This is a genomic window from Mucilaginibacter sp. Mucisp73 (assembly GCF_059491465.1).
Window position 1 is genome coordinate 807,150 of record NZ_CP168507.1, and the last position, 22,698, is coordinate 829,847.

Annotated in this window: 15 protein-coding genes and 1 tRNA gene; 10 read left to right on the plus strand and 6 right to left on the minus strand. The window is 42.2% G+C overall.

Translation table 11 applies throughout. The annotated features are described in order from the left end of the window. Positions 1-66: 66 nt before the first annotated feature. Positions 67-1,455: a sulfatase family protein gene (locus tag ACEN82_RS03620; protein WP_413321609.1), complete on the plus strand. Its 1,389-nt coding sequence runs from the start codon at positions 67-69 to the stop codon at positions 1,453-1,455. Positions 1,456-1,605: 150 nt separating this feature from the next. Here ACEN82_RS03620 and ACEN82_RS03625 read toward each other — a convergent pair whose 3' ends face one another. Then, positions 1,606-2,553 (minus strand): polysaccharide deacetylase family protein, encoded by a 948-nt coding sequence (locus tag ACEN82_RS03625; RefSeq protein WP_413321610.1) that lies wholly within the window; start codon positions 2,551-2,553, stop codon positions 1,606-1,608. Between the two features lie 4 nt (positions 2,554-2,557). Next, the gene (locus ACEN82_RS03630; RefSeq protein ID WP_413321611.1) at positions 2,558-2,953 is read right to left on the minus strand and encodes a DoxX family protein; all 396 of its coding nucleotides are present in this window, start codon (positions 2,951-2,953) and stop codon (positions 2,558-2,560) included. 86 nt (positions 2,954-3,039) lie between these two features. On the opposite strand from ACEN82_RS03630, the gene ACEN82_RS03635 reads away from it, so the two are divergent. Continuing rightward, positions 3,040-3,882: a helix-turn-helix domain-containing protein gene (locus ACEN82_RS03635; protein WP_413321612.1), complete on the plus strand. Its 843-nt coding sequence runs from the start codon at positions 3,040-3,042 to the stop codon at positions 3,880-3,882. Positions 3,883-3,918: 36 nt separating this feature from the next. Here ACEN82_RS03635 and ACEN82_RS03640 read toward each other — a convergent pair. Then, positions 3,919-3,990: transfer RNA gene (locus tag ACEN82_RS03640), tRNA-Arg, on the minus strand. Between the two features lie 267 nt (positions 3,991-4,257). On the opposite strand from ACEN82_RS03640, the gene ACEN82_RS03645 reads away from it, so the two are divergent. From ACEN82_RS03645 to ACEN82_RS03655, 3 genes are all read left to right on the plus strand, one after another. Continuing rightward, positions 4,258-5,787, plus strand: coding sequence for a glycoside hydrolase family 28 protein (locus ACEN82_RS03645; RefSeq protein ID WP_413321613.1), 1,530 nt, complete (start codon positions 4,258-4,260; stop codon positions 5,785-5,787). Positions 5,788-6,079: 292 nt separating this feature from the next. Then, complete coding sequence (locus tag ACEN82_RS03650) at positions 6,080-6,949, plus strand: inositol oxygenase family protein (protein WP_090527975.1); 870 nt, start codon at positions 6,080-6,082, stop codon at positions 6,947-6,949. 250 nt (positions 6,950-7,199) lie between these two features. Next, entirely contained in the window at positions 7,200-7,793 is a 594-nt protein-coding gene (locus ACEN82_RS03655) for an RNA polymerase sigma factor (protein WP_090527972.1), read from the plus strand. Positions 7,794-7,808: 15 nt separating this feature from the next. Here ACEN82_RS03655 and ACEN82_RS03660 read toward each other — a convergent pair whose 3' ends face one another. Next, on the minus strand, positions 7,809-8,450 hold the full coding sequence (locus tag ACEN82_RS03660; RefSeq protein WP_413321614.1) for a class I SAM-dependent methyltransferase: 642 nt from the start codon (positions 8,448-8,450) through the stop codon (positions 7,809-7,811). 207 nt (positions 8,451-8,657) lie between these two features. Here ACEN82_RS03660 and ACEN82_RS03665 point away from each other — a divergent pair, with 207 nt between their 5' ends. The 3 genes from ACEN82_RS03665 (at position 8,658) to ACEN82_RS03675 (ending at position 14,811) form a co-directional block, all read left to right on the plus strand. Further along, entirely contained in the window at positions 8,658-9,662 is a 1,005-nt protein-coding gene (locus ACEN82_RS03665) for a FecR family protein (RefSeq protein WP_413321615.1), read from the plus strand. A gap of 269 nt (positions 9,663-9,931) precedes the next feature. Then, a complete protein-coding gene (locus tag ACEN82_RS03670) occupies positions 9,932-13,198 on the plus strand; it encodes a SusC/RagA family TonB-linked outer membrane protein (RefSeq protein WP_413321616.1) in 3,267 nt (1,088 codons plus the stop codon). A gap of 20 nt (positions 13,199-13,218) precedes the next feature. Then, on the plus strand, positions 13,219-14,811 hold the full coding sequence (locus ACEN82_RS03675) for a RagB/SusD family nutrient uptake outer membrane protein (RefSeq protein ID WP_413321617.1): 1,593 nt from the start codon (positions 13,219-13,221) through the stop codon (positions 14,809-14,811). 75 nt (positions 14,812-14,886) lie between these two features. Here ACEN82_RS03675 and ACEN82_RS03680 read toward each other — a convergent pair whose 3' ends face one another. Further along, positions 14,887-15,774, minus strand: a complete 888-nt coding sequence (locus ACEN82_RS03680) for an AraC family transcriptional regulator (protein ID WP_413321618.1) — start codon at positions 15,772-15,774, stop codon at positions 14,887-14,889. A 128-nt stretch (positions 15,775-15,902) separates the two neighbouring features. Here ACEN82_RS03680 and ppsA point away from each other — a divergent pair, with 128 nt between their 5' ends. Continuing rightward, complete coding sequence (gene ppsA, locus ACEN82_RS03685) at positions 15,903-18,356, plus strand: phosphoenolpyruvate synthase (RefSeq protein WP_413321619.1); 2,454 nt, start codon at positions 15,903-15,905, stop codon at positions 18,354-18,356. A gap of 76 nt (positions 18,357-18,432) precedes the next feature. Beyond that, positions 18,433-19,479, plus strand: a complete 1,047-nt coding sequence (fbp, locus tag ACEN82_RS03690; protein ID WP_413321620.1) for a class 1 fructose-bisphosphatase — start codon at positions 18,433-18,435, stop codon at positions 19,477-19,479. 307 nt (positions 19,480-19,786) lie between these two features. Here the strand turns inward: fbp and katG are convergent, their stop codons facing one another. After that, entirely contained in the window at positions 19,787-22,063 is a 2,277-nt protein-coding gene (gene katG, locus ACEN82_RS03695) for a catalase/peroxidase HPI (protein ID WP_413321621.1), read from the minus strand. Positions 22,064-22,698: the final 635 nt, after the last annotated feature.

Below are 22,698 nucleotides of genomic sequence, written 5' to 3' on the forward strand. Positions count from 1 at the left end.
TCCCCATTGTAAAAGTTAAGATATCTTTAACGGTCATCCGCTATAAAAAACTATTTTCACCCGGTAATGAAACATTATACCCAATTAACCTGCAAAGGCCTTTTCCTTTTGGTTTTTATATTTTTAATTGCACCGGCTTTGGCACAGAAAAAGCAATTGCCCAATATTATTTTTGTACTGGCCGATGATATGGGGTACTCTGATTTGAGTTGTTATGGTAACCCGGTGATCCGCACGCCATTTTTAGATAAGATGGCGCAAAAAGGGGTGAGGGCAACCAATTATGTAGTGAGCAGCCCAACCTGTACGCCATCAAGGGCTTCATTACTTACGGGGCGTTATGCTTCAAGGATGAACCTGCCTTATCCTATAGGTCCCGGCTCATCACTTGGGATCCCCGATCAGGAAGTTACCATTGCCGAAATGCTAAAGCAAATTGGCTACAAAACCGCTATGATTGGTAAATGGCACCTTGGCGATCATGCGGCTTATAACCACCCTATGGCGCAGGGTTTTGATTCGTATTATGGCTTGCTGTATAGTCACGATTATCGGTCGCCTTATGTGAAAACGGATACCACAATTAAAGTATTCCGAAACCATAAGCCCGAGATCTTAAAACCTGCCGATTCATCGCTGATAGAGTTGTATCAACGGGAAGCCATCCATTTTATTAAGGAACAAAAAAAGAATGATAAACCCTTCTTTTTGTACCTGGCTCATAATATGCCGCATTTACCGGTAGCCTTTGCATCATCGGCGAAAAATAAAAACAGAAGCGATGGCGGTCATTTAGGTGATGTAGTTGAACAGCTTGATGAAAGCCTTGGCCAGGTTTGGGCAGAGCTTGAAAAACAGGGACTGGCTGATAATACAATATTCATGTTTTCGAGCGATAATGGTCCATGGATAGATTTTCCTGACCGGATGCTGGGCGATAGTACTACCAGGCGTTGGGATGCAGGTACCGCAGGTGTATTTCGCGGCAGCAAGGGATTAACATACGAGGGCGGTGTACGTGAGCCGTTCATCGTTTACTGGAAAAACCATACCCCAGTTGGCGCAAGCATTACCAGTATGATGAGCAACCTTGATGTGTTGCCTACACTTGCCAATTGGACTGGCGCCCCGCTGCCCAAAGGCCGCACCCTGGATGGACAATCTATAGCTGATGTATTAACCGGCAAAGCGCCTAAACACCCGGAGCATAGACCTATTTACTATTACAATAACAGCGTTTGCGAGGCTGTGCGCCTTGGCGACTGGAAGTATCGTGAAGTAAAGGCAAATAACAACGTTGGTGGCGTAGCAGGTTCGCCACTACCCGCAAAAACCGAATTGTTTAACCTGGCTTATGACCCCAGCGAACGTACTAATGTTATAAATGAATACCCTGAAATGGCTCAAAAGCTAAAAGCTCTTTTTGACCAATATCCGGGTATGAAGGAGAATTAGTAATATAATTAAACGCTTAATAAAACCATGTCATTGAGGAGCGGAATGGGAAAGAGCTTGGGTGCGACATGACAATCGCATGCTATACAGGGCCGATATGCTTCCGTGCGATTGCCGCGCTGCGCTCAATGACATGGTTATATATTGTCCTTAACTCTCCCTTATCGTAGTCTTATCCTCCAATGCCATTTTAGCTATTTCATCCTTACGTTTAAAGCTTACGCCTTTATGCTGCTGCATGTATTTGATCAACTCATTGGAGGCCTTAACCATTTGCGGGGTACCGCCAATACGGTCGTGGAAACTGATTGACATTTGGCGGCGTTTAAATTCAGCCTCGGCATAAAGCTGGTCGAACTCCATTTTTACCTGTGTGAGGAATTGATCTGCCGAGAAATTTTTGCCTTCAATCAGCACAATATCGTTGTTGCGGATAGTGTAAGGCACCACCACAAAATCCTTTTGATTAACCGGGATGATAAAAGGCTCATCACGGCTTAGGTCGTCAATATGATATACGAAACCGAGCTCCTGTAATATTTTCAGCGTGTTTTCACCACGGCGTAGCCAGTTGGCATTGTAGCCTATCGGAGTAAATCCGGTTATTTTTTTAATGGCATCGGCACCATCCTTTATAAACTGCTTTTCCTGTTCATAAGGCATAGTGTACTGCGTTGCCCAGTTCATACCATGAGCTGCTGCCTCGTGCCCGCGTTCTACAATTTCTTTAGCTAAAGCAGGGTTTTTGAGCACTGCCGAACCAACCATGTGCGATGTTACTTTAATGCCCAGTTTATCCCAGTTATCCAGCATACGGGGAATCCCTTCTTTATAGCCGTATTGAAACCAGGTTGCACCGGGCAGATCGATATAACCTTTTTGCATATTCTGCGGAAACGGGCTCTCGGCATTATCCGGCTGACCGCCGGCCTCAAACTGCATGGATACAGAAACCACCAGCCTTGAACCATCGGCCCATTTTGAGGTGTTAAAGTTATTTACCGGTGTGTTTTGTTTAGCTGATGCTAAATTACTGCCCACAAGGCCGGCCAACCCTAAAAGTCCGCCTTGTTTTACGAAATCTCTTCTTGAGCTCATGATATTATTTATTGAAGAAAAGGTTATCTAATGAATAGCTATTGTTGGCTGCAAACTGAAGCAGTACAGCAAAAAAAGCAGCGTGGATCAGCTGGGAAGGAAGGATCTCCCAATTCTCGATCAAACAGCTGCCTAATATTAATATGATCATTACCAGGCCACCGCCAATTAAAGCGGGTTTGGTAAACAGGCCTGATAAGAGCAGTATACCTATGGTAAATTCGGCAATTGGTAACAGGTAACTAAAAGGTGTTACCATAGCTTTAGGCAGCATTGATTTTTCAAATGTGCCAACCATCCATTGGCTGAAACCATGAAGTTTAGGTAGCCGAACCAATCCGTGACCAAACATGCTAGCCCCAATGGCCAGTCTTAAAAGCAAAAAAGATGTAGTGTTCATTTCGTTTTGTTTTGATAAGTCAAAGTTCTGTATAATCGGTGCCTGCGCCTTGTACATTCAGGGGGATGATCTGTAACTTTACGGGTATGGAAACCAAGAACCTGTACAGGCCTTATGAACTGGAGTTGCTCGAAACAAACCAGTACACAGCCAAACCGCATCGTAATACTTTTTTTGAAATGGTATTTACGCTGGAAGGTAAGGGGATCCAGATCATTAACGGGCATGAACTGCCTTATGCCTCGGATAAGTTCTTTTTGATTTTTCCGGAAGATCACCATGGCTTTGAAGTACATGAGCTAACCCGCTTTTATTTCATCCGTTTTACCGATAGCTATCTGAAAACCCAGAGCGACCAATGGGTTAAAAAAATGGAATTCATTTTTCATAACCATAACCATTTGCCGGGTTGCATCCTTAAAACCGTTACCGATAAGCCGCTGGTAAGGGCGCTTATAGAGGCTTTACAACGGGAAACATCAAATGAGTTTCCGCAGCACAATGAAGTGGTTGAGCAACTCATGAATACTATTATAACCATAGCCGCTCGCAATATCACGCTACAGCAGCATGCCAATATTATAAAACAGCCTTCAACAACTACGTTGCCGCTACTTAACTATATCCACGAATATATTTACCAGCCCGACCGCTTAAAAGCTGAATGCATCGCTTCATCATTTAACTTTTCACCCAACTACATCAGCGAATATTTTAAGAAAACCACCGGCGAAAGCTTGCAGCAATATATCACCAGCTATAAACTGAAACTGATAGAAACCCGCCTGCAATACACCGATAAACGCATGAGCGAAATAGCCTATGAGTTTGGCTTTACGGATGAAAGTCACCTGAACCGGATCTTTAAAAAGTATAAAGGGGAGAACCCTACGGCGTATAGGAAAAGGTATGCGGAAGTGAATAGATGAAACAAAAAGGGACTTACGAATTGCAAGTCCCTTTTGTGCTCCCGACGAGATTCGAACTCATATCGATGGTACCGGAAACCATAATTCTATCCATTGAACTACGGGAGCAGTCGGGGGCAAAGATATAAAATTGATTTAAACCAAAAGCATTGTTTGATATATTAACGTGCAGTAATAAAGCGTAAGTTTAGTAAGGGCTATTGTCAATATTACTGCTTTTACGTAAACGTTTACGTAAATAAAAGTACACCGCTACCGTTAATTAAATTGAAAGTTTAATAGTTTAGGTGTTTAATGTACAATTAAACGCTTCATTGTTCGTAAATTCAATAAGCGATAAACCTGCTTAAATTTTTCTTTTAATAATAACTGATAATGAAAATCTTTCATTTTTTAATGTTGCTTATAACGCCATTTGCGGGTTATGCTCAGCAAAAAGTATTTAACATTACCGATTATGGCGCTAAAGCCGATGGTATTACCAATAACACTGTCAGCATTCAAAAAGCTATTGATAATGCAAGCGAGCAGGGAGGCGGCACGGTATATGTTCCTGCCGGAAAGTTCTTAACGGCTGCTATCAGCCTAAAATCAAATGTTACCCTTAACCTTGCCAAAAATGCTGTATTGCTGGGCAGTGCAAAAAGAATTGATTATGGCGAAGGCCATGCAGCACCATTGATAGCCGCCAATAACCTGCAGCATATTGCCATAACGGGCAAGGGAACCATTGATGGAAATGGAGAAGAATTGCTGAAAGACCTTTTTGCGATGCTGAAAGCGGGTAAATTAAGGGATTCGTTATGGCAAAAGCAAAACCCATGGGGCCAAACTCAGCCCGAGGAACCTAATCGCCCTAAGCTGATCCATTTTTCCAATTGCACCGGTGTGCAGATAAAAGGTGTAACCATGAAAAACGGCCTGGTGTGGGTACAGGATTATACCAAATGCCGCGACCTAGTTATTGACAGCATTAAAGTAGAAAGCAACACTTATTGGAATAACGATGGTATTGATTTGGTTGATTGCCAAAATGTAAAGCTTACCAATAGCTTTTTTAATGCCGATGATGATGGCATCTGCCTAAAATCAAGCGACAGGAACAGCAGCTGTGAAAATATTTATGTTGCAAACTGTACCACCAGGTCAAGTGCCAGCGGCATCAAATTTGGCACGGCTTCGCGTGGCGGTTTTAAAAAGATAACGATAAAGAATGTGAAAATTTACGATACCTACCGGTCGGCCATTGCTTTGGAGTGTGTTGATGGTGGCGTGATGGAAGATATTGATATCAGTAATATCAACGCGGTAAATACTGGCAACGCCATTTTTATTCGTCTCGGCCATCGTAATAAAGACACTGTAGTAAGCCGCATTAATGGTATCCGCATCAGTAATGTAACTGTAGAAGTGCCCAAAGGCAAACCAGATAAAGGTTACCCGATGGAAGGGCCTTTAGTTAAAGGAAACCATAATACCTTTCCTTCGTCAATTGCAGGTTTGCCCGGGCACCCGGTTAAAAATGTAATACTCGAAAATATTAAGATAGTGTACCACGGCGATGCCAACAAAGATGTGGCAAATGTCAGCCTTGATTTGTTAACAAAGATTCCCGAAAACCCGCATGATTACCCCGAGTTTTCAATGTTTGGCGAACTGCCGGCCTGGGGTTTTTACGCACGGCATGTGGAAGGGGTAACTTTTAAAGATGTAACCCTTAGCTGCCCGGGGAATGATTTCAGGGCTGCCGGTGTGTTTGATGATGTGGATAGGTTGACTATTAATGGCCTCAAAATACCGCAGGTTAAATCACTGCCGGTGATTGTGTTTAACAGGGTAAGCAAATCTTCGGTTAAAGGTATTCAGATTCCCGGAACGAGTAAAAATAAGATCCTTAAGAGGTAATTTCATTTCATATCAGAAATCAGCCATGCTAAATCAATTTAAGAGCTTTTAGCGTTGTGCGTGCAGCTTTTAACGTTAGTGTAACTTAATCGTTTACGTAAATAAATATTGCAGTTAATATAAAAGGACCGTTTTTTTTATCAAAATTTAATCATTATAAAACTAAACGGAGCATTGAATTGCAGCTCCAGTAAAATTTAAAGCCGCAATAATTAATTGGATTTTTCTGTGGTATTTGGTTTGTGAGTGCATAAATATCAAGGTGCTTATTATTTAATAAAAGGTTTACAATATGGAAAAGTTAACTGAAAAAGAGATATCGCCATTGCCGAGTCTTGACGTATGGGAAGATGATGTATTGAGCAGGTACCCGGAACCGGGTACTGAGAAAGCCAAAGAGGAGTTCAGGGTTTATAATGACGATGAAAATAACCCGGTGCGGGAGTTTTACAGGCTTAACCATACTTATCAAACCTATGGCAACGTATTGGCCAAAAAGGCAAACTTTTTACAGTTTGATAAAAAGGAGATGCCATGGTGGTCGGCAATGGAATACCTGAACACCCTGGTTGATGAATCGGATCCGGATATTTCGCTTGATCAGCTGCAGCATTTATTGCAAACATCTGAGGCTATCCGTGCCGATGGTCACCCGGATTGGTTTGTATTAACAGGCTTCATACACGATTTGGGCAAAGTGCTTTGCCTTTTTGGCGAACCTCAATGGAATGTAGTGGGCGACACATTCCCGGTGGGCTGTAAATTTTCGGATAAGATAGTTTACCCGGAATTTTTTGCAGCAAATCCTGATAGCTACGATGAGCGTTATAATACCAAATATGGCGTTTATACTCATCAATGCGGGCTCGAAAACGTGCATATGTCATGGGGGCATGATGAGTACCTGTACCATATCACCAAAGATTACCTGCCCGAAGAAGCTTTGTACATGATCCGCTATCACTCATTTTACTCACAACACCGCGAAAAAGCGTATGACCATTTGTTGAATGCGCATGACCAGGAGATGTTTAAATGGGTTGATAAATTTAATCCGTACGATCTGTACTCTAAAAGCCCGAAACCGCCGGTAGTATCCGAGTTAAAACCTTACTATGAGGATCTGATTGCCAAATATCTGCCCGCAACAGTTAAATTGTAATTTAATGGGCTGTAGTTTTAGCCCGTTTATATATTGGTCATTCCAGTTACCTGTTTAGCCCAGGCTATAAAAAATAAGTTTATAGTCTGGGTCAAACTTTACAAAAGGCGACAAAGCCTCCTGCCTGTTACTTGAATAGATAATTAATGGCGCTGCCATGATGTGGCTTCGTTGATTGAAAAATAGTTGTATTTTTAACAATAATTCCTGCCTGTTGATTAAAGAATAAATAAATAATTATCAGTTTTTTATGGATTCAAATGGAGATAAAGATTTAGTGTTTCGCTTACACGATGATGACATCGGTGCATTTGATATGCTTTATCAAAAGTATCATCAGGCTATTTATCGTAACATATTCAAACTCACTAAAGACGATGATATCGCCCGGGATATTTTGCAGGATATTTTTGTGGCCCTATGGGAAAAACGGGCCGATATTAACCCCGATCAATCGGTAAGCGGCTGGTTGTTTGTATTGAGCTTCAATAAATCCATCTCCTATCTCCGCAAAAAAGTACGCGAAACGGCTGTTGTTAACACCATGCCTTTTGCCGAAATGGAAACCGATAACGGCGACGTGCAGTTAATGGATGAACAATATTATTTATTACAACAAGCTATTAACCAATTATCGCCACAGCGAAAAAAGGTATTTACCCTTTGCAAATTGGAAGGGAAAACCTATGAAGAGGCTGCCGAGAAATTGAACCTTTCTAAACATACTGTTAAGGAATACCTCGGACATGCAGTTGTAGCCGTTAAAAACCACATCAAAGAGCATCAGGCCGAATGGAAAACCGCAGGGGTTATAATGGTTTGTTATTGGATAGGAACAAATTGATAATGGGGAGTTGTTTTAAACAATTGCTCCAACTAATTTCTTTCTTCCTACAAAGCGGATAACCGAGCCTTGTCCGCTGTGATAAGGCCCTTCATTTAAATGGATCTCCGTTTCCAGAAGTTCTAAAATCTCGTAATTATTAAAATCTGTCTTAATTTCCTCTAAAGAAAATAGTGATTCGATATCTCTGGGACCGCCCATTTTTTCATCTTTTGCAAGGTAGTCAAGGTGGCTTTTACTAAAAGCCTCAAAAATAATAAGCCCTCCGGTATTTAAATATTTGTCAAGGGTTTGATGTACAAATGATTTGATATTGGGAGGGAAGTGCGCATAAATCAAGGCGATCACGTCAAATTGCCCCTCTGTATAGTTGAGCTCCTGCAACTCTCCAACCTGATAATCAATAGCTACCTGTTTTTTTTCTGCAAGTTTCAGGGCTTTCTTTTGTCCCTCAACACTAATATCGAATGCAGAAACTGCCCAGCCAAGCCCGGCGGCAAAAACAGCATTGCGCCCTTCACCTTCTGCAGGGAAAAGAATTTTGCCTGGTTTTAAAAGTGACAGTTGTTGTTGTAAAAAATTATTAGGCTGTTCGCCATAGGCAAATTCTTCTTCGACATATCGTTGGTCCCATTTTTCTGTCCAGGCATTTTTCATACAGAGGTAATTATTTAGCTATTTATTAATGATAAAGGTAGTATTTAAGTAAGTTAACACAAGGGCTGTAGTACATTGATGACAATAATGTGGCTGTGAAAAAAATTAAATGTAGCTCAATTTTATGAGTTTTTATTTTTCTTAAAAATAATTATAAACCCATCCCCCCGTTTTAAAGCTCCCGGCGTATTTATATAAAAATAGCTTGTGGAAACTATAGTCAAACGCTTAGAAAGGCTTTATAATACCGAGAATTTAACTCCCGAGGACAGGCGCTGGCTTGCCGAATACCTGCAAGGAGATGTTTCAGAATTATACCTTGTAGCGCTTGAAGGTTTCAGTAAAGATGCACTTGAAAAAAAACTGTCCCTTAGCCAACAGGAATCTGATCAGATACTTAACAATATCCATCAGCGTATAATTAAGCCTCCGCCCAGAAAGGTGTTTCCTCTTTGGCGTTTGCTGGTGAAAATAGCTGTAGCCGCATCTGTAACAGCCGTTTTTAGTGCAGCATATATATTCAGAAAACAATTGGACAACTGGTTAAACCCGGTTCACTACCAGGAAACGGTGGCACTAAACGGCGAAATTAAACTGATCACCTTGCCCGATGGAACGAGCATTTGCCTTAATGCCGGTAGTAGGTTAAAGTACCCGGATAAGTTTAAAGAGAAAACGCGCGAGGTTACACTTATAGGCGAGGCTTTCTTTAAAGTAGCGCACGATAGCAGCAAACCGTTTGTCATTCACTCGGGTAAAATTAAAACCACTGTTTTAGGTACCAGCTTTAATGTTAAAGCTTATACCGAAGATAAATCGGTTAAGATCACCGTGGTAAGCGGAAAAGTAGGAGTTGTTCCAACGGCCTCAAAACATCCTGCTGTATTACTCACAGCGAATATGCAAATGGTATATAATAAAACCAGCCAAAAACTGATTACCGGAAAAATTGAAGATGCTTCGTCTGTAATCAGTTGGCAGCAGGGCAAACTGCAATACCATAATACCCCCCTGTTTGATGTTTTGGCCGATGTGCAGCGAAAATATAATGTAACAATCAAGGCCGACAAAAATTTATTGAACTGTACGTTATACGCCGATTTTAACAATATGCCATTAGAAAAAGTATTGAAGCTGACGGAAGCCCTTATAAATGCCCATTTTAAAAAGGCAGGCGATGCTTATACTTTAAAAGGCAAAGGCTGTAATTAATGTACCTGATATACCAATTATAAAAACAAATAAATGTTTGACAACCTAAAAAAATGAAATTGCTATGAGTTAAACCAAGGAAAGAGAAAATGATCCTCCAAAATGGCCGGGCCAGTTTTGGAGGAATAAAATGTAAAGATTTTTTAATGGACCATGCACAGGGCCTCTCACAACCGCAGCACGTTCCAGCTTGACCTATAACACTTTAATATAGCAAAAATATGAAAATAAACATACCCGAAAGAGTCTTTCGAGCCATAACATATGTTATGAAAATTAATGCGATCATTTTATTAGTAGTCTGTTCCCTGTCAACCATTGCCATGGCTGATAACTCATACGGACAAAGCGTACTGGAAAAGCCAGTTACCGTTAAATTAAAAAATACCCCTCTAGCTGATGCACTGGAGCGGATTTCGGCCAGTACCGGCGTACGGATCATGTACACCGGGAATAACATTGAAAGCGATGTTAAAGTAACCCTTACAGCTCATAATGAAAAGCTGCAGGCTGTTTTGAAAAAAGTTTTATTAGATAACCAGTTTATCTATACCGAGGTTGAAGGAAGTTTGCTGGTTAAACCCGCGCCAAAGCCACCGGTAGAGAAAAAAATTGAAATCCCTGCCATTATTGTTACCGGATCTGTTGTTGATGATAAAGGGCAGCCCTTAATAGGTGTTTCTGTTAAAATAGAAGGCCTTGCAACGGGTGCGGTAACCGATATAGATGGTAAATTCAGGGTGCAGGTTGCCAACGAAAAAGCTGTGCTTGTGTTTTCTTACATAGGCTTTGAAACTCAAAAAATAGCCGTAGGCAAACAAACATCTATAAAAGTAATTTTACTGCCTTCGGCAAACTCGTTATCTACCGTTGTAGTAATTGGTTATGGTACTACTACCAAAAAGGAATTGACCAGCGCTATTGCAACTGTAAAAGCCGAGCAATTTAATGCCGGTGTTGTTGCAACTCCTGCTGATCTGTTAGAAGGTAAAGTAGCCGGTTTAAATATCACCAACGATGGTAACCCTAATGGTAAAGCTTCGGTAACACTGCGCGGTCCATCTTCAATAAGGGCTGGCGCAGCGTCTGTGCCTTTTTATGTAATTGACGGCGTGCCCGGCGCCGATTTTAACCTATTGGCTCCATCAGATATTGCTTCGATAGATGTGTTGAAGGATGCTTCGGCAGCGGCAATTTACGGAACCAGGGCTACCAATGGTGTAATTATCGTTACTACTAAAAGGGCAAAAGCAGGCCAGTTGAGGATGACTTATAACGGATACGGATCATTTGAAAAAGTATCTAACCAGTTTAAAGTTGCCAGCGCCGACCAGTTAAGGGCCTATGTAAAAGCTAACGGACAAAGTTTTACCCCTGCGAATGACAACGGTGGAAATACCGACTGGCAAAAAGCCGTTGAACGCAGCACCGGATTTTCCCAAAATCATAACCTTTCTTTTGGCGGTGGCACCGATAAAACTACTTATAACGGAAGCATAAACTACCTGCAAAACCAGGGTATAGTTAAAAGCAGCGATATGAAGCGTGTTATAGGCAGGCTTAATATCACCCAAAAAGCACTGAATGATAAATTGAAATTGGATTTTTCGCTAAGTAATTCGGTAACCAATTCTAACCTGTTAGTTAATGATATTCCGCTATCATCGGCAAATGGACAAAGCCCCGGGTTGTTTAAATCGATAGTACAGTATTTACCTACCCGCACTATTTACAATGCCGATGGTACTTTTTACAACGATCCTACTTTAAAATTAGGTTATAACCCGGTAGGGCTTATTACTAACGATAGCTACAAACAAAAAGTTAACTTGTTGCTGGGTAATGTACGCGGTGAGTTGATACTGCCTGCAGGCTTGCTTTACAATTTTAACTTAGCTTACCAGGAAACAAATACCGACAATAATACCTATTACAACTCTGCATCAGAGCTGGCACCTGGCCTCAACGGCAAAGCCATCCGTTCAACTTATGAGGATAACAAAAAGTTGTTTGAAAACTATTTGACCTATGCTCATAAATGGGGCGATAAACATGATTTTAAAGCCCTGTTTGGCTATTCAATAGATCAAACTACCACCGGGAATGGCTTTCAATCAACCAATCAAGGATTTATTTCGGATGCTACGGGCTCCAATAACCTGGGGCTGGGCACGCCTGCTGCAGGTTATCGCGTTGATTACGGCAATGTTAATGTTGAAACTTTACGTTTAATATCTTTCTATTCTCGTCTTAATTACAGTTATGCGGGCAAATATCTGTTACAGGCATCTTTACGCCGTGATGGTTCAAACGCGTTTGGCCCCAATAAGCGCTGGGGTTATTTCCCGGCTGCTTCGGCTGCATGGCGTGTAATTGACGAGGGTTTTATGAAATCTCAATCCCTGTTTGATGATTTAAAATTGCGGGTTGGTTATGGTAAAACCGGCAATTCATTAGGGTTTTCGCCATATACGCCTTTAACGATTTATGGCACGACAGGTAGCTTTTATTACAATGGTGCTTATATTGGTGCAATTGGTGTAACCCAAAACCCTAACCCAAATTTACAGTGGGAAAGTACAGCTACACTGAACGGCGGTGTTGATTTCTCGTTATTTAAAGGACGTTTGGGCGGGTCGGTTGATATCTACAATAAAAAAACATCTAAAATGATCACCCCGGTGCCGGTATCGCTTATTAACAACTTTGTGGGTACAACGGTTGAAAACGTAGGCAATATGACTAACAAGGGTGTGGAGATAGCCCTTAACGGAACACCAATAAAAACAAAAGATTTTACCTGGAGTAGCTATGGCAATATTTCATTTAATAGAAATAAGATCACCGCACTGGCGCCGAATCTTTCAAAAATATATGCAGGCGATCCGGAAGGTCCAGGACAAAGCGGTATCAAAACATCAATCATTGAGGCCGGTTATCCGCTTGGCGAATTTTACACCCTGAAATACCTTGGCCGCACCAATGGTGTATCTACCTTCATGGGTGCTAATGGCCAGCCAACAACAACACCTCAAAGTACCGATCAGACTTATGCAGGCAATGCCCAGCCTACATACACATTTGGTTTTGGTAATGATCTTACCTATAAAAACTTCAGCCTTAACTTCTTTTTCAGGGGACAGGGTGGGAACAAGATCATGAATGCATCATTAGCCAGCTTTAACCAGCCTACCCAGGCTTCGGTACATGGGGTACCTGCTTTAACATTAAGCGAGCCGGGTACCGATGTTAATGCCTATTATTATTCAACACGTTATCTCGAAAGCGGTGCATTTATCAGGTTAAGTAATGCTACACTGGCTTATAAAATAAATGTTGCGGGTAATTATGTACATGGCATCCGGTTGTATGTTACCGGTACCAATTTATTCATCATCACCAAATACAAAGGCGTGGACCCTGAATTGAACTTAAACATCGATAACCAGGCAAGCGGCCAGTTTATTGGGGTAGACAGCAATAATTTTTATCCAAAAACAAGGAGCTTCCTTGCCGGCGTACAAGTTGATTTATAATAAATTTTAACCTAACTGACATGAATAATTTAAAAAGATATATAAAACCTGGCCTCATTGCCATGTTTATAGGAGCAATTTACCTTTCAGGTTGTACTAAATTGGATATTGCGCCAAAATCAGCGCTTACAACGGCTAACTTTCCTACTACACCAGCGCAGTATGTAGCTGCTACCGGGCCTATCTATACCTCATTTCGCGGGGCGCCGGGCAGGCAATACTGGTTGTTGCAAAATTTAAGTACCGATGAATGCGTACTTGTTGCACGTGGTGGTAACTGGCTTGACGGCGGTACCTATTCAACCGTGAACCTGCACACTGTTACGCCTGATAACGGCATGACCGAAACCTGCTGGTCGGGAGGTTACGGAACCATCAGTTTATGTAACCAGGTATTGTCGTTATTGGCACCTACGCCCGAAAGCGATTCAAAAAAACAAACCATTGCCGAAATTAAAACCATGCGCGCCCTGTCATATTTTTACCTGATGGACCTGTTTGGTAATGTGCCTATCAGCAAAACTTTTGGCGATACTACCAACCTGGGCACCCAGCCAAGGGCGGCAGTGTTTGCATTTATTGAAAGTGAATTGCTTGCCCAGATTCCTGATCTGAGCGGGACAGCAGGGGTAACTACTTATGGCAGGCCGACCAAAGGTTTGGCTTATGCAATACTTGCCAAAATGTATTTGAACGCACAGTACTATATCGGCACTCCAAGATATCAGGATGCTGTTACTATGTGCGATAACGTTATAAAAAGCGGTCAATATGGTTTAGATGCAGATTATTTAGGCATGTTTAAACCTAATAACGGCCCGGGTATTAAAGACTTTATTTTTGCCATACCTTATGACGGTATTTTGGCGCAGGGACAGTACTACGCACGCTGGACGCTGAACCCTAACCTGAAAAGTAAGTATAAAATGCCGTACACGCCAGATGGGCCGGTGTACACTTACAAAGAATACTATGCCTTGTTCAATGACGCGAACGATATCCGTAAAAAACAATTTTTAGTTGGTAAGCAATATAATAATGATGGTTCACCGATAAATATTACAACTACTAACATCGGACTGGATGCAAGCTACTCGGGTCCTAACCCAAATGCTACTGTTGTACACCAGTTAGAATTTACACCAGATATCGTATGGAAAAACCCTGCTACTTTTGACATCGGTAATGACGAGCTTGCTAACGAAGAAGGTTACAGGAACAATAAATTTTATCCTGATAGCTTAAGTAACGATCGTAACCAGGGCAACGATGTGCCTATGTTCAGGTATGCCGATATTTTGCTTGAAAAAGCCGAGGCTATTTTACGCGGCGCATCAGCAACCAATGGCGATTCGCCTTTATCATTGGTTAACCAGGTGAGAGCGCGTGCAAAAGCTTCGCCTTTAACTTCGGTAATACTGTCTGATATTTTAGATGAACGCGGCCGCGAATTTTCTATGGAAACGTGGCGTCGTAATGACCTGATCCGCTTTGGTCAGTTTGAGAAAAAATGGGGTATAAAAACAGATGCCGATCCTAATAAACGTATTTTCCCGATCCCAAGACCGGAAATGCAGTTGAACCCGAAACTGGTACAAAATCCGGGTTATTAATTTAGTTCTATTATTTATTTAACAAACGCAGGCCCTAAAAAGCCTGCATTTGTTTTTTTAAGGGCTTTAATGATCTTAAAATTCCCTGAATTTTCTCCGGTATTCCATTGGGGTGTTGCCGGTAGCTAATTTAAAATACCTGTTAAAATTTGAAAGATTGTTAAACCCCGAATCGCGGCTGATTGAATTTATATTTTCGTTGGTCTCTCTGATCAGTTTACACGAGTTTTCTATTCTTACGGTCAGTAAAAAATCAAAATAGGTTTGGCCGGTACGCAATTTAAAATAATGGCAAAATGCTTTCGGTACCATGTGTATGATGTTTGCTATTTCCTTAAGCTTAATGTCTTTGTAAAAATTGTCCATGGTATACAGATAAATCTTCGTTAGCCGCACTTCATCTATCCTGTTAAAGATCTTCTTCTCCGTTTCACCGGCAAGGTTTGAGACCTGTTCCCCCTCGGCAATTTTATTTAACAACTGCAGCAATAGCGGAAGTTGTTCATAATTAGCCGAATTTTCTATTCGGCGGATAAAGTCGACCGCAACAGCTTTAGAATTTTCATTGATCAGTAATCCATTTTTGGCGCTATTTAAAAGATTGTTTATCAAGTTGTTTTCTGGTAGCGTCATGAAAGTGCTTCCCAGTTTATTAGGATCAAAATGGAGGGTAAGCAGCTGTAGCGGTTTGGGTATTTTACCGCTTTTCATGGAGTAATCATAATAACGGTTAGTTTCAAACTTAAACATATGGGGCGCGTTGCAACCTATGATGATCATGGTATCCCCTGAAATTCTTTTTGAAGTATTTCCTATCGAAAAAGTGCCCTCGCCACTTATAATATAAATAAGTTCCAGCTCGGGATGGTTGTGGAAGTTATTGATAGCATGATAGGTTTTTGCTTCGGCTATTGTAAAAGCTGAATTGTCGACTTTCAGGACCTGCTCAAAGAAATCTTTCATTTTTATACTATAGTGATAAAAAAAATTAAAAATATGCAATATGTTATGAATATAGTATTACTTGTTGTGAATATTTAAGCATTGGGCAGTTTGTAAAGCGGCTAACTTCGTTTTATAAAATTTGAACCATGAAGGAAAAGAAGTTTACTATGAAACTTATTGAAGCTTCGATAAGTGACATTGAGTTAGTAGGAGGTAAAAATGCATCGCTTGGAGAAATGATGCAGAACATATCGCAGTTTGGTATTGATATTCCTGATGGATTTATCATAACAAGTAAGGCTTATTACCAGTTCATTGCAGATAATCAGCTTGATAAAATGATCAGGGATATCCTTGAGGATAAAGACCTGTCCAACTTGCAGGTTCTGTTATCCTGTGGCAGTAAAATACGAAAGCTTATACAAAACGGCCGGTTTTCTGCTGTTATGCAGAATGAGATTCTTGAAGCTTATAAGGATCTGCTGATCCAATATGCAGATAATGCAGCCGACGTTGCAGTCCGCTCATCGGCTACTGCTGAAGACCTGCCCGATGCATCATTTGCAGGCCAGCAAGACACTTATTTAAATATCAGGGGAGAAGAAAGCCTATTAACAGCGATAAAGAATTGCTTTGCCTCATTATTTACCGACAGGGCAATCAGCTACCGGGAATCATTTAATTATGATCACTTTAATGTCGGCCTTTCTGTTTGTGTTCAAAAAATGGTGCGCTCAGATAAAGGGGTTTCGGGGGTTGCGTTTTCCCTTGACACAGAAAGCGGCTTTAAAGATGCCGTTATCATTAACGGATCGTACGGCTTAGGCGAAATGCTGGTACAGGGATCGGTTAATCCCGACGAATTTATCGTTTATAAGCCTTTGCTAAAAAGTGGTTTCAGGCCTATCCTTGAAAAAAAGTTAGGCAAAAAGCATCAAAAAATGATTTACGGAAACACCGGGGAAGCTGCCGTAAAAATCATTGACACCCCGGTTGAAGAAAGTTCAAGGTTTTGCCTGTCGGATGATCAGATCATCCAATTGAGTAACTGGGTAATTATTATTGAGGCCTATTACACCAAATTGAAAGGCAAATGGTGCCCTATGGATATTGAATGGGCTGTAGACGGGATCAGCGGTCGGTTGTTTATAGTACAGGCAAGGCCCGAAACCATCCACTCCCGCAAGCAGGTAAACCTACTTACCGAATTTCGCATTAATGATCCGGACAGAGCAGACAAGATCCTGCTGAAAGGTATCGCTGTTGGCGATAAAATAGCGACAGGCAAAGTGCATAATCTCACCGGTATCGGGAAGCAAAATATCCACGAAATCAACTTTTTACCCGGCGATATCATGGTAACCGACATGACCGACCCTGACTGGGAACCGGTAATGAAAAAAGCATCAGCTATCATCACCAATAAAGGAGGGCGAACTTGCCATGCTGCCATTGTTGCCCGGGAGTTAGGCGTTCCGGCTATAGTTGGCTGCGAATGCGCGACTACCATCCTGAAAACCGGTGATGAAATAACCGCTTCATGTGCAGAGGGAGATGCCGGAATTATTTACAGCGGCATAGTAGCGTTTACTAAGCGGGAACATGATCTTAATGACCTGCCTGAAATTGAAACCCCGCTGATGATGAATATCGGATCGCCTGAAATAGCATTTAATTATGCGCATTATCCAGGAAAGGGTGTAGGCCTTGCCAGGGAGGAATTTATTATCAATAATTATATAAAAATTCACCCGTTGGCCCTGCTCGAACACCGAAACCTGAATGATGCTTCGTTGACCGCCCATATTGAGGAAGCTATGCTGGGTTATGAGAGTGAAGAAGCTTATTTTATTGAAAAGTTATCCTACGGAATAGCCAAGATAGCCGCTGCATTTTATCCCAATAAAGTAATTGTACGTTTCTCGGATTTTAAAACCAATGAATACTATAATATGCCCGGCGGCAAGTATTTCGAACCGAATGAGGAAAATCCAATGATCGGTTGGAGGGGAGCGTCCAGGTATTATTCAAAAGTATATAAAGATGCTTTTGGGATGGAATGTAAAGCTATTAAGAAGGTACGCGAAATGATGGGCCTTGATAATGTGGTGGTGATGATCCCTTTTTGCCGCACAGTGAATGAACTTTCATTGGTATACGAAACCATGAACGAGTATGGCCTGAAACGCGGGGAAAACGGGCTTGAAGTTTATCTGATGGCCGAAGTTCCGTCGAACGTGATCCTGGCCGAACAATTTGCCGATCATGTAGATGGTTTTTCAATTGGCTCTAACGACCTAACCCAGCTTGTACTGGGGCTCGACCGTGATTCGTCTTTAGTGGCGGGCTTATACAACGAGCGTAATGATGCGGTGAAGTTCATGATCTCATCGTTAATAAAAACTGCAAAGAAAAAAGGCGTGAAAGTGGGAATCTGCGGGCAGGGGCCATCCGATTATCCTGATTTTGCCCAGTTCCTGGTAGAAGAAGGGATTGACAGCATCTCCGTTACTCCCGACTCATTTTTTAAAACCGTAATGGCTATCAGGAAAATAGAGGATGAGATTGAAGCGGCAAAACGGCTCTGCCTATCTGCCTGATACGAACGATTTATTAACTAATGCTAAAGCCGCTACTCAATCCGGGTAGCGGTACTAATATTAAAATTTTATTTATATGAAAGCGGTAAAAACTTTAGGCCAATTTATCATCGAAAACCAAGCAGAATTTCCATACGCCAAAGGCGAACTATCCAGGTTGCTGAGAGATATAGGCATTGCGGCAAAGGTTGTTAACAGGGAGGTTAACCGGGCAGGATTGGCTGATCTGAGCCTCGATAACGGTTCGGTAAACGTACAGGGAGAAAGCCAGAAAAAGCTGGATGTTTTTGCCAATGAACAGTTTATATCGGCCTTACAACACGGCGGCGAATGTTGTATTGTAGTATCCGAAGAAAGTGATGAATATATTGATATCGACAGTGAGGTCTCAAAAAATGCTAAATATATTGTAGCGATAGATCCCCTGGATGGCTCGTCTAACATTGATGTAAATGTGAGCGTGGGCACCATTTTTTCTATTTACCGCAGAACAACAACAGAGGGAAGGGCTACCATTAAAGATGTTTTACAAAGGGGTACCGAGCAGGTAGCCGCGGGATATGTGATTTATGGTTCATCAACCATGTTGGTTTACACAACAGGCAAAGGGGTAAACGGTTTTACGTTAGATCCTTCGCTGGGTGAGTTTTGCCTGTCGCACCCCAAAATGCGGATCCCTGATGATGGTGTCATCTATTCTATAAACGAAGGTTATTATTCCCATTTTCCTGATGGTGTGAAAAAATATATCAAATATTGCCAGGTTGAAGATGTTTCAACAAACAGGCCGTTTAAAGCAAGATATATCGGATCGATGGTGGCCGACCTGCACCGGAATATGATAAAAGGCGGGATTTTTATTTACCCGGCCAATGCCAGCGATCCCAAAGGGAAACTGCGTTTAATTTATGAATGTAACCCCATGGCGTTCATCATTGAACAGGCCGGAGGCAAAGCCAGTAACGGATACGAACGTATTTTGGACCTGGAGGTTACAGAACTTCATCAGCGTTCGGGGATCTTCATCGGCTCAAAAAATATGGTGAACAAAGCCGAAGAAATGATGAAGCGCTTTTCGCCAATTACAACCAACATTGACTATAGTTATATGGAATTAATTTAATGAAGCTAAAGGCCGAAAGCACAACGCTAACAGCTATAAATTAATTTAAAGACAAACCGGGGAAGCGGGGGCGCTATTTACATTTACCCGGATTTTTAATTAAAAAACTGTGGCTATTATTTTACATGTTAAACACGTAAAGTAATAGCTCACAGTTGTATTTATAAATGACATTAGGTGTAGAGGGACTGTCATCCTGAGCTTGTCGAAGGACGCGCAGAGGCCCTACCCGCCATGCTTCGACAAGCTCAGCATGACACCCATTTTTTACCAACGCTATACTTGTTTTGCAGCGCTGGCTTTAATATTAAGCCAGGTCAAACCTATCAAGGTTTATTACCTTGGTCCAGGCGGCAACGAAATCTTTTACAAATTTGTCTTGTCCGTCGGCGCTTCCGTATACTTCGGCAATAGCTCTTAGTTCGGCATTGGAGCCAAACACAAGGTCGGCGCGGGTTGCTGTCCATTTTATTGCACCGGTAGCACGGTCGCTGCCTTCGTAAAGTTCTCTATCGGCAGCTGTGGCTTTCCATGCAGTGCCCATATCAAGCAGGTTTATAAAAAAATCGTTGCTAAGCACACCTTCGCGCGCGGTGAATACGCCGTGTTTCGATCCGTCAAAATTAATGTTCAATACACGCAGACCACCTAACAATACGGTTAACTCAGGAGCGGTCAGGGTGAGTAGGTGCGCTTTATCAATCAGCAATTCTTCGGTAGAAACAGGATGTTTTGTTTTACGATAATTGCGGAATCCATCGGCTGCCGGCTCAAGGTAACCGAATGACTCTACATCAGTTTCCTCCTGCGAAGCATCGGTACGGCCCGGAGTGAACGGAACGGTGATATGATGACCCCCATCTTTCGCTGCTTTTTCAACGGCAGCACTTCCTGCCAGCGCAATCAGATCGGCCAGTGAAACTTTTTTGCCATCGGTTTGAGCACCGTTAAACTCTTTTTGGATGCCTTCAAGTACGCTCAATACTTTTTGCAACTGGGTTGGGTTGTTTACCTGCCAGTACCTTTGCGGGGCCAGGCGAATGCGGCCACCGTTTATACCACCGCGTTTATCAGTACCGCGGAAGGTAGAAGCAGCAGCCCATATTGTTGAAACCAACTCAGATACGCTTAAGCCTGATGCCAGTATCTTTCCCTTTAAAGCAACAACGTCGCTTTCAACTATCGGCGCATAATCAGCAGCCGGGATAGGGTCTTGCCAAAGCAATACCTCTTCAGGCACATCGGCACCAAGGTAACGTGCTCTTGGCCCCATATCGCGGTGTGTTAATTTATACCATGCGCGTGCAAAAGCATCCGCAAACTGATCAGGGTTCTCCAGGAATCGCCTTGATATCTTTTCATATGCAGGATCAAACCTTAAAGAAAGATCGGTGGTGAGCATAGTTGGTAAATGCTTTTTCGAAGCATCATAAGCATCGGGGATGATAGCTTCGGCGTTTTTAGCTACCCATTGGTGCGCGCCGGCCGGGCTTTTGGTTAATTCCCACTCAAAGCCAAACAGGTTTTCGAAAAAGTTATTGCTCCATTTGGTAGGGGTTGTGGTCCAGATTACTTCCAGGCCGCTGGTAATAGTATCGGCACCTTTGCCTGAGCCATAACCGTTATGCCAGCCAAAGCCCTGTGCGCCAATGTCAGAAGCTTCGGGCTCTTTCCCCACATTATCTGCAGATGCAGCACCGTGGGTTTTGCCAAAAGTGTGGCCGCCTGCAATTAATGCAACGGTTTCTTCATCATTCATCGCCATCCGGCCGAAGGTATCCCGGATATCTTTAGCTGCCATGATAGGATCAGGATTGCCATCGGGGCCTTCAGGGTTTACGTAAATCAGGCCCATTTGCACGGCTGCAAGCGGTTTTTCGAGGTTTCGTGTATGAATATCGCCATCGGCATCATCATCTGATACCAGTACACCATGACCTTCCTGCACACCCGGCGAACCATGTGCGTAACGGATATCGCCGCCCAGCCAGGTAGTTTCTGAACCCCAGTATACCGATTCATCTGCTTCCCAGGCATCCTCGCGGCCGCCGGCAAAGCCAAAGGTTTTAAAACCCATTGATTCAAGTGCTATGTTTCCTGTAAGGATCATCAGATCGGCCCACGAAATTTTGCGGCCATATTTTTGTTTAATGGGCCAAAGCAGCCTGCGGGCTTTGTCAAGGCTTACGTTATCGGGCCAGCTGTTAAGCGGCGCAAAACGTTGCAAGCCTGCTCCGGCACCTCCACGACCATCACCTACACGATAGGTGCCGGCACTGTGCCAGGCCATGCGGATAAACAAGCCGCCATAGTGGCCAAAATCTGCCGGCCACCAATCCTGCGAATCGGTCATAAGCGCGTGCAGATCTTTTTTTACAGCTTCAAGGTCGAGGCTTTTAAAGGCTTCGGCATAATTAAAGCCTTCATCCATGGGGCTTGATAGTGAAGAGTTCTGCCGAAGGATATTAAGCTTTAGCTGGTTAGGCCACCAATTGTGGTTCCGTGTACCGCCGCCGCCAACATTGTGCTTCATTGTACCGTTGTGAAACGGGCATTTACTGATGTCATTTGATCCGTTTTCCATAATTATAGTTATAAATTGAATAGACTGCTTAAACCGCCGTTGGGTATTAAGTTTTATAAAAGTAGGATGTTAATAGCAACAATCACAATCAATTAATTCTATAAGCGGATAGCTAAAAGCTATAACATAGTTAATGATGGCCGGGCTTAAAAAATGGTAAAAAGATGTGGTTATATCCGCCAAATTGCATGTGCCGGTAACTGTAACTTATAATCTTTATATTAATTAATAGGTAAAAAACACCTTTTTTACATCCTTCTTAATCTTTTTATTAACGAAATGTTTAGTTTTGCATCAACCCTAAACTTATCAGTATTGAAAAAAATATCCCATCCTGTAACAATAACCCTATCAAAGTCGTCTTCTTAAAATATGAAGATGTTAACGGCTGTGTCCGGTTGATTGGATTAACGATGTGTTTTTGCTGAAAAATTTACGGTATAATTTAAACATAGCAGGCAGCGTTTAATGCTGCCTAACGATATTCCCGATAGTTCTTTAATGAGTATTTTCATTGTAAAATACAGTTTTAGTTAAAAAAACAATGTGTTAGCCAGGGATAGCACATTGTTTATTCTCCTTCCGGGCCAGCTTATTTTATCCAGGCACTTTCTCTCATTATTCTTCGAAACTTA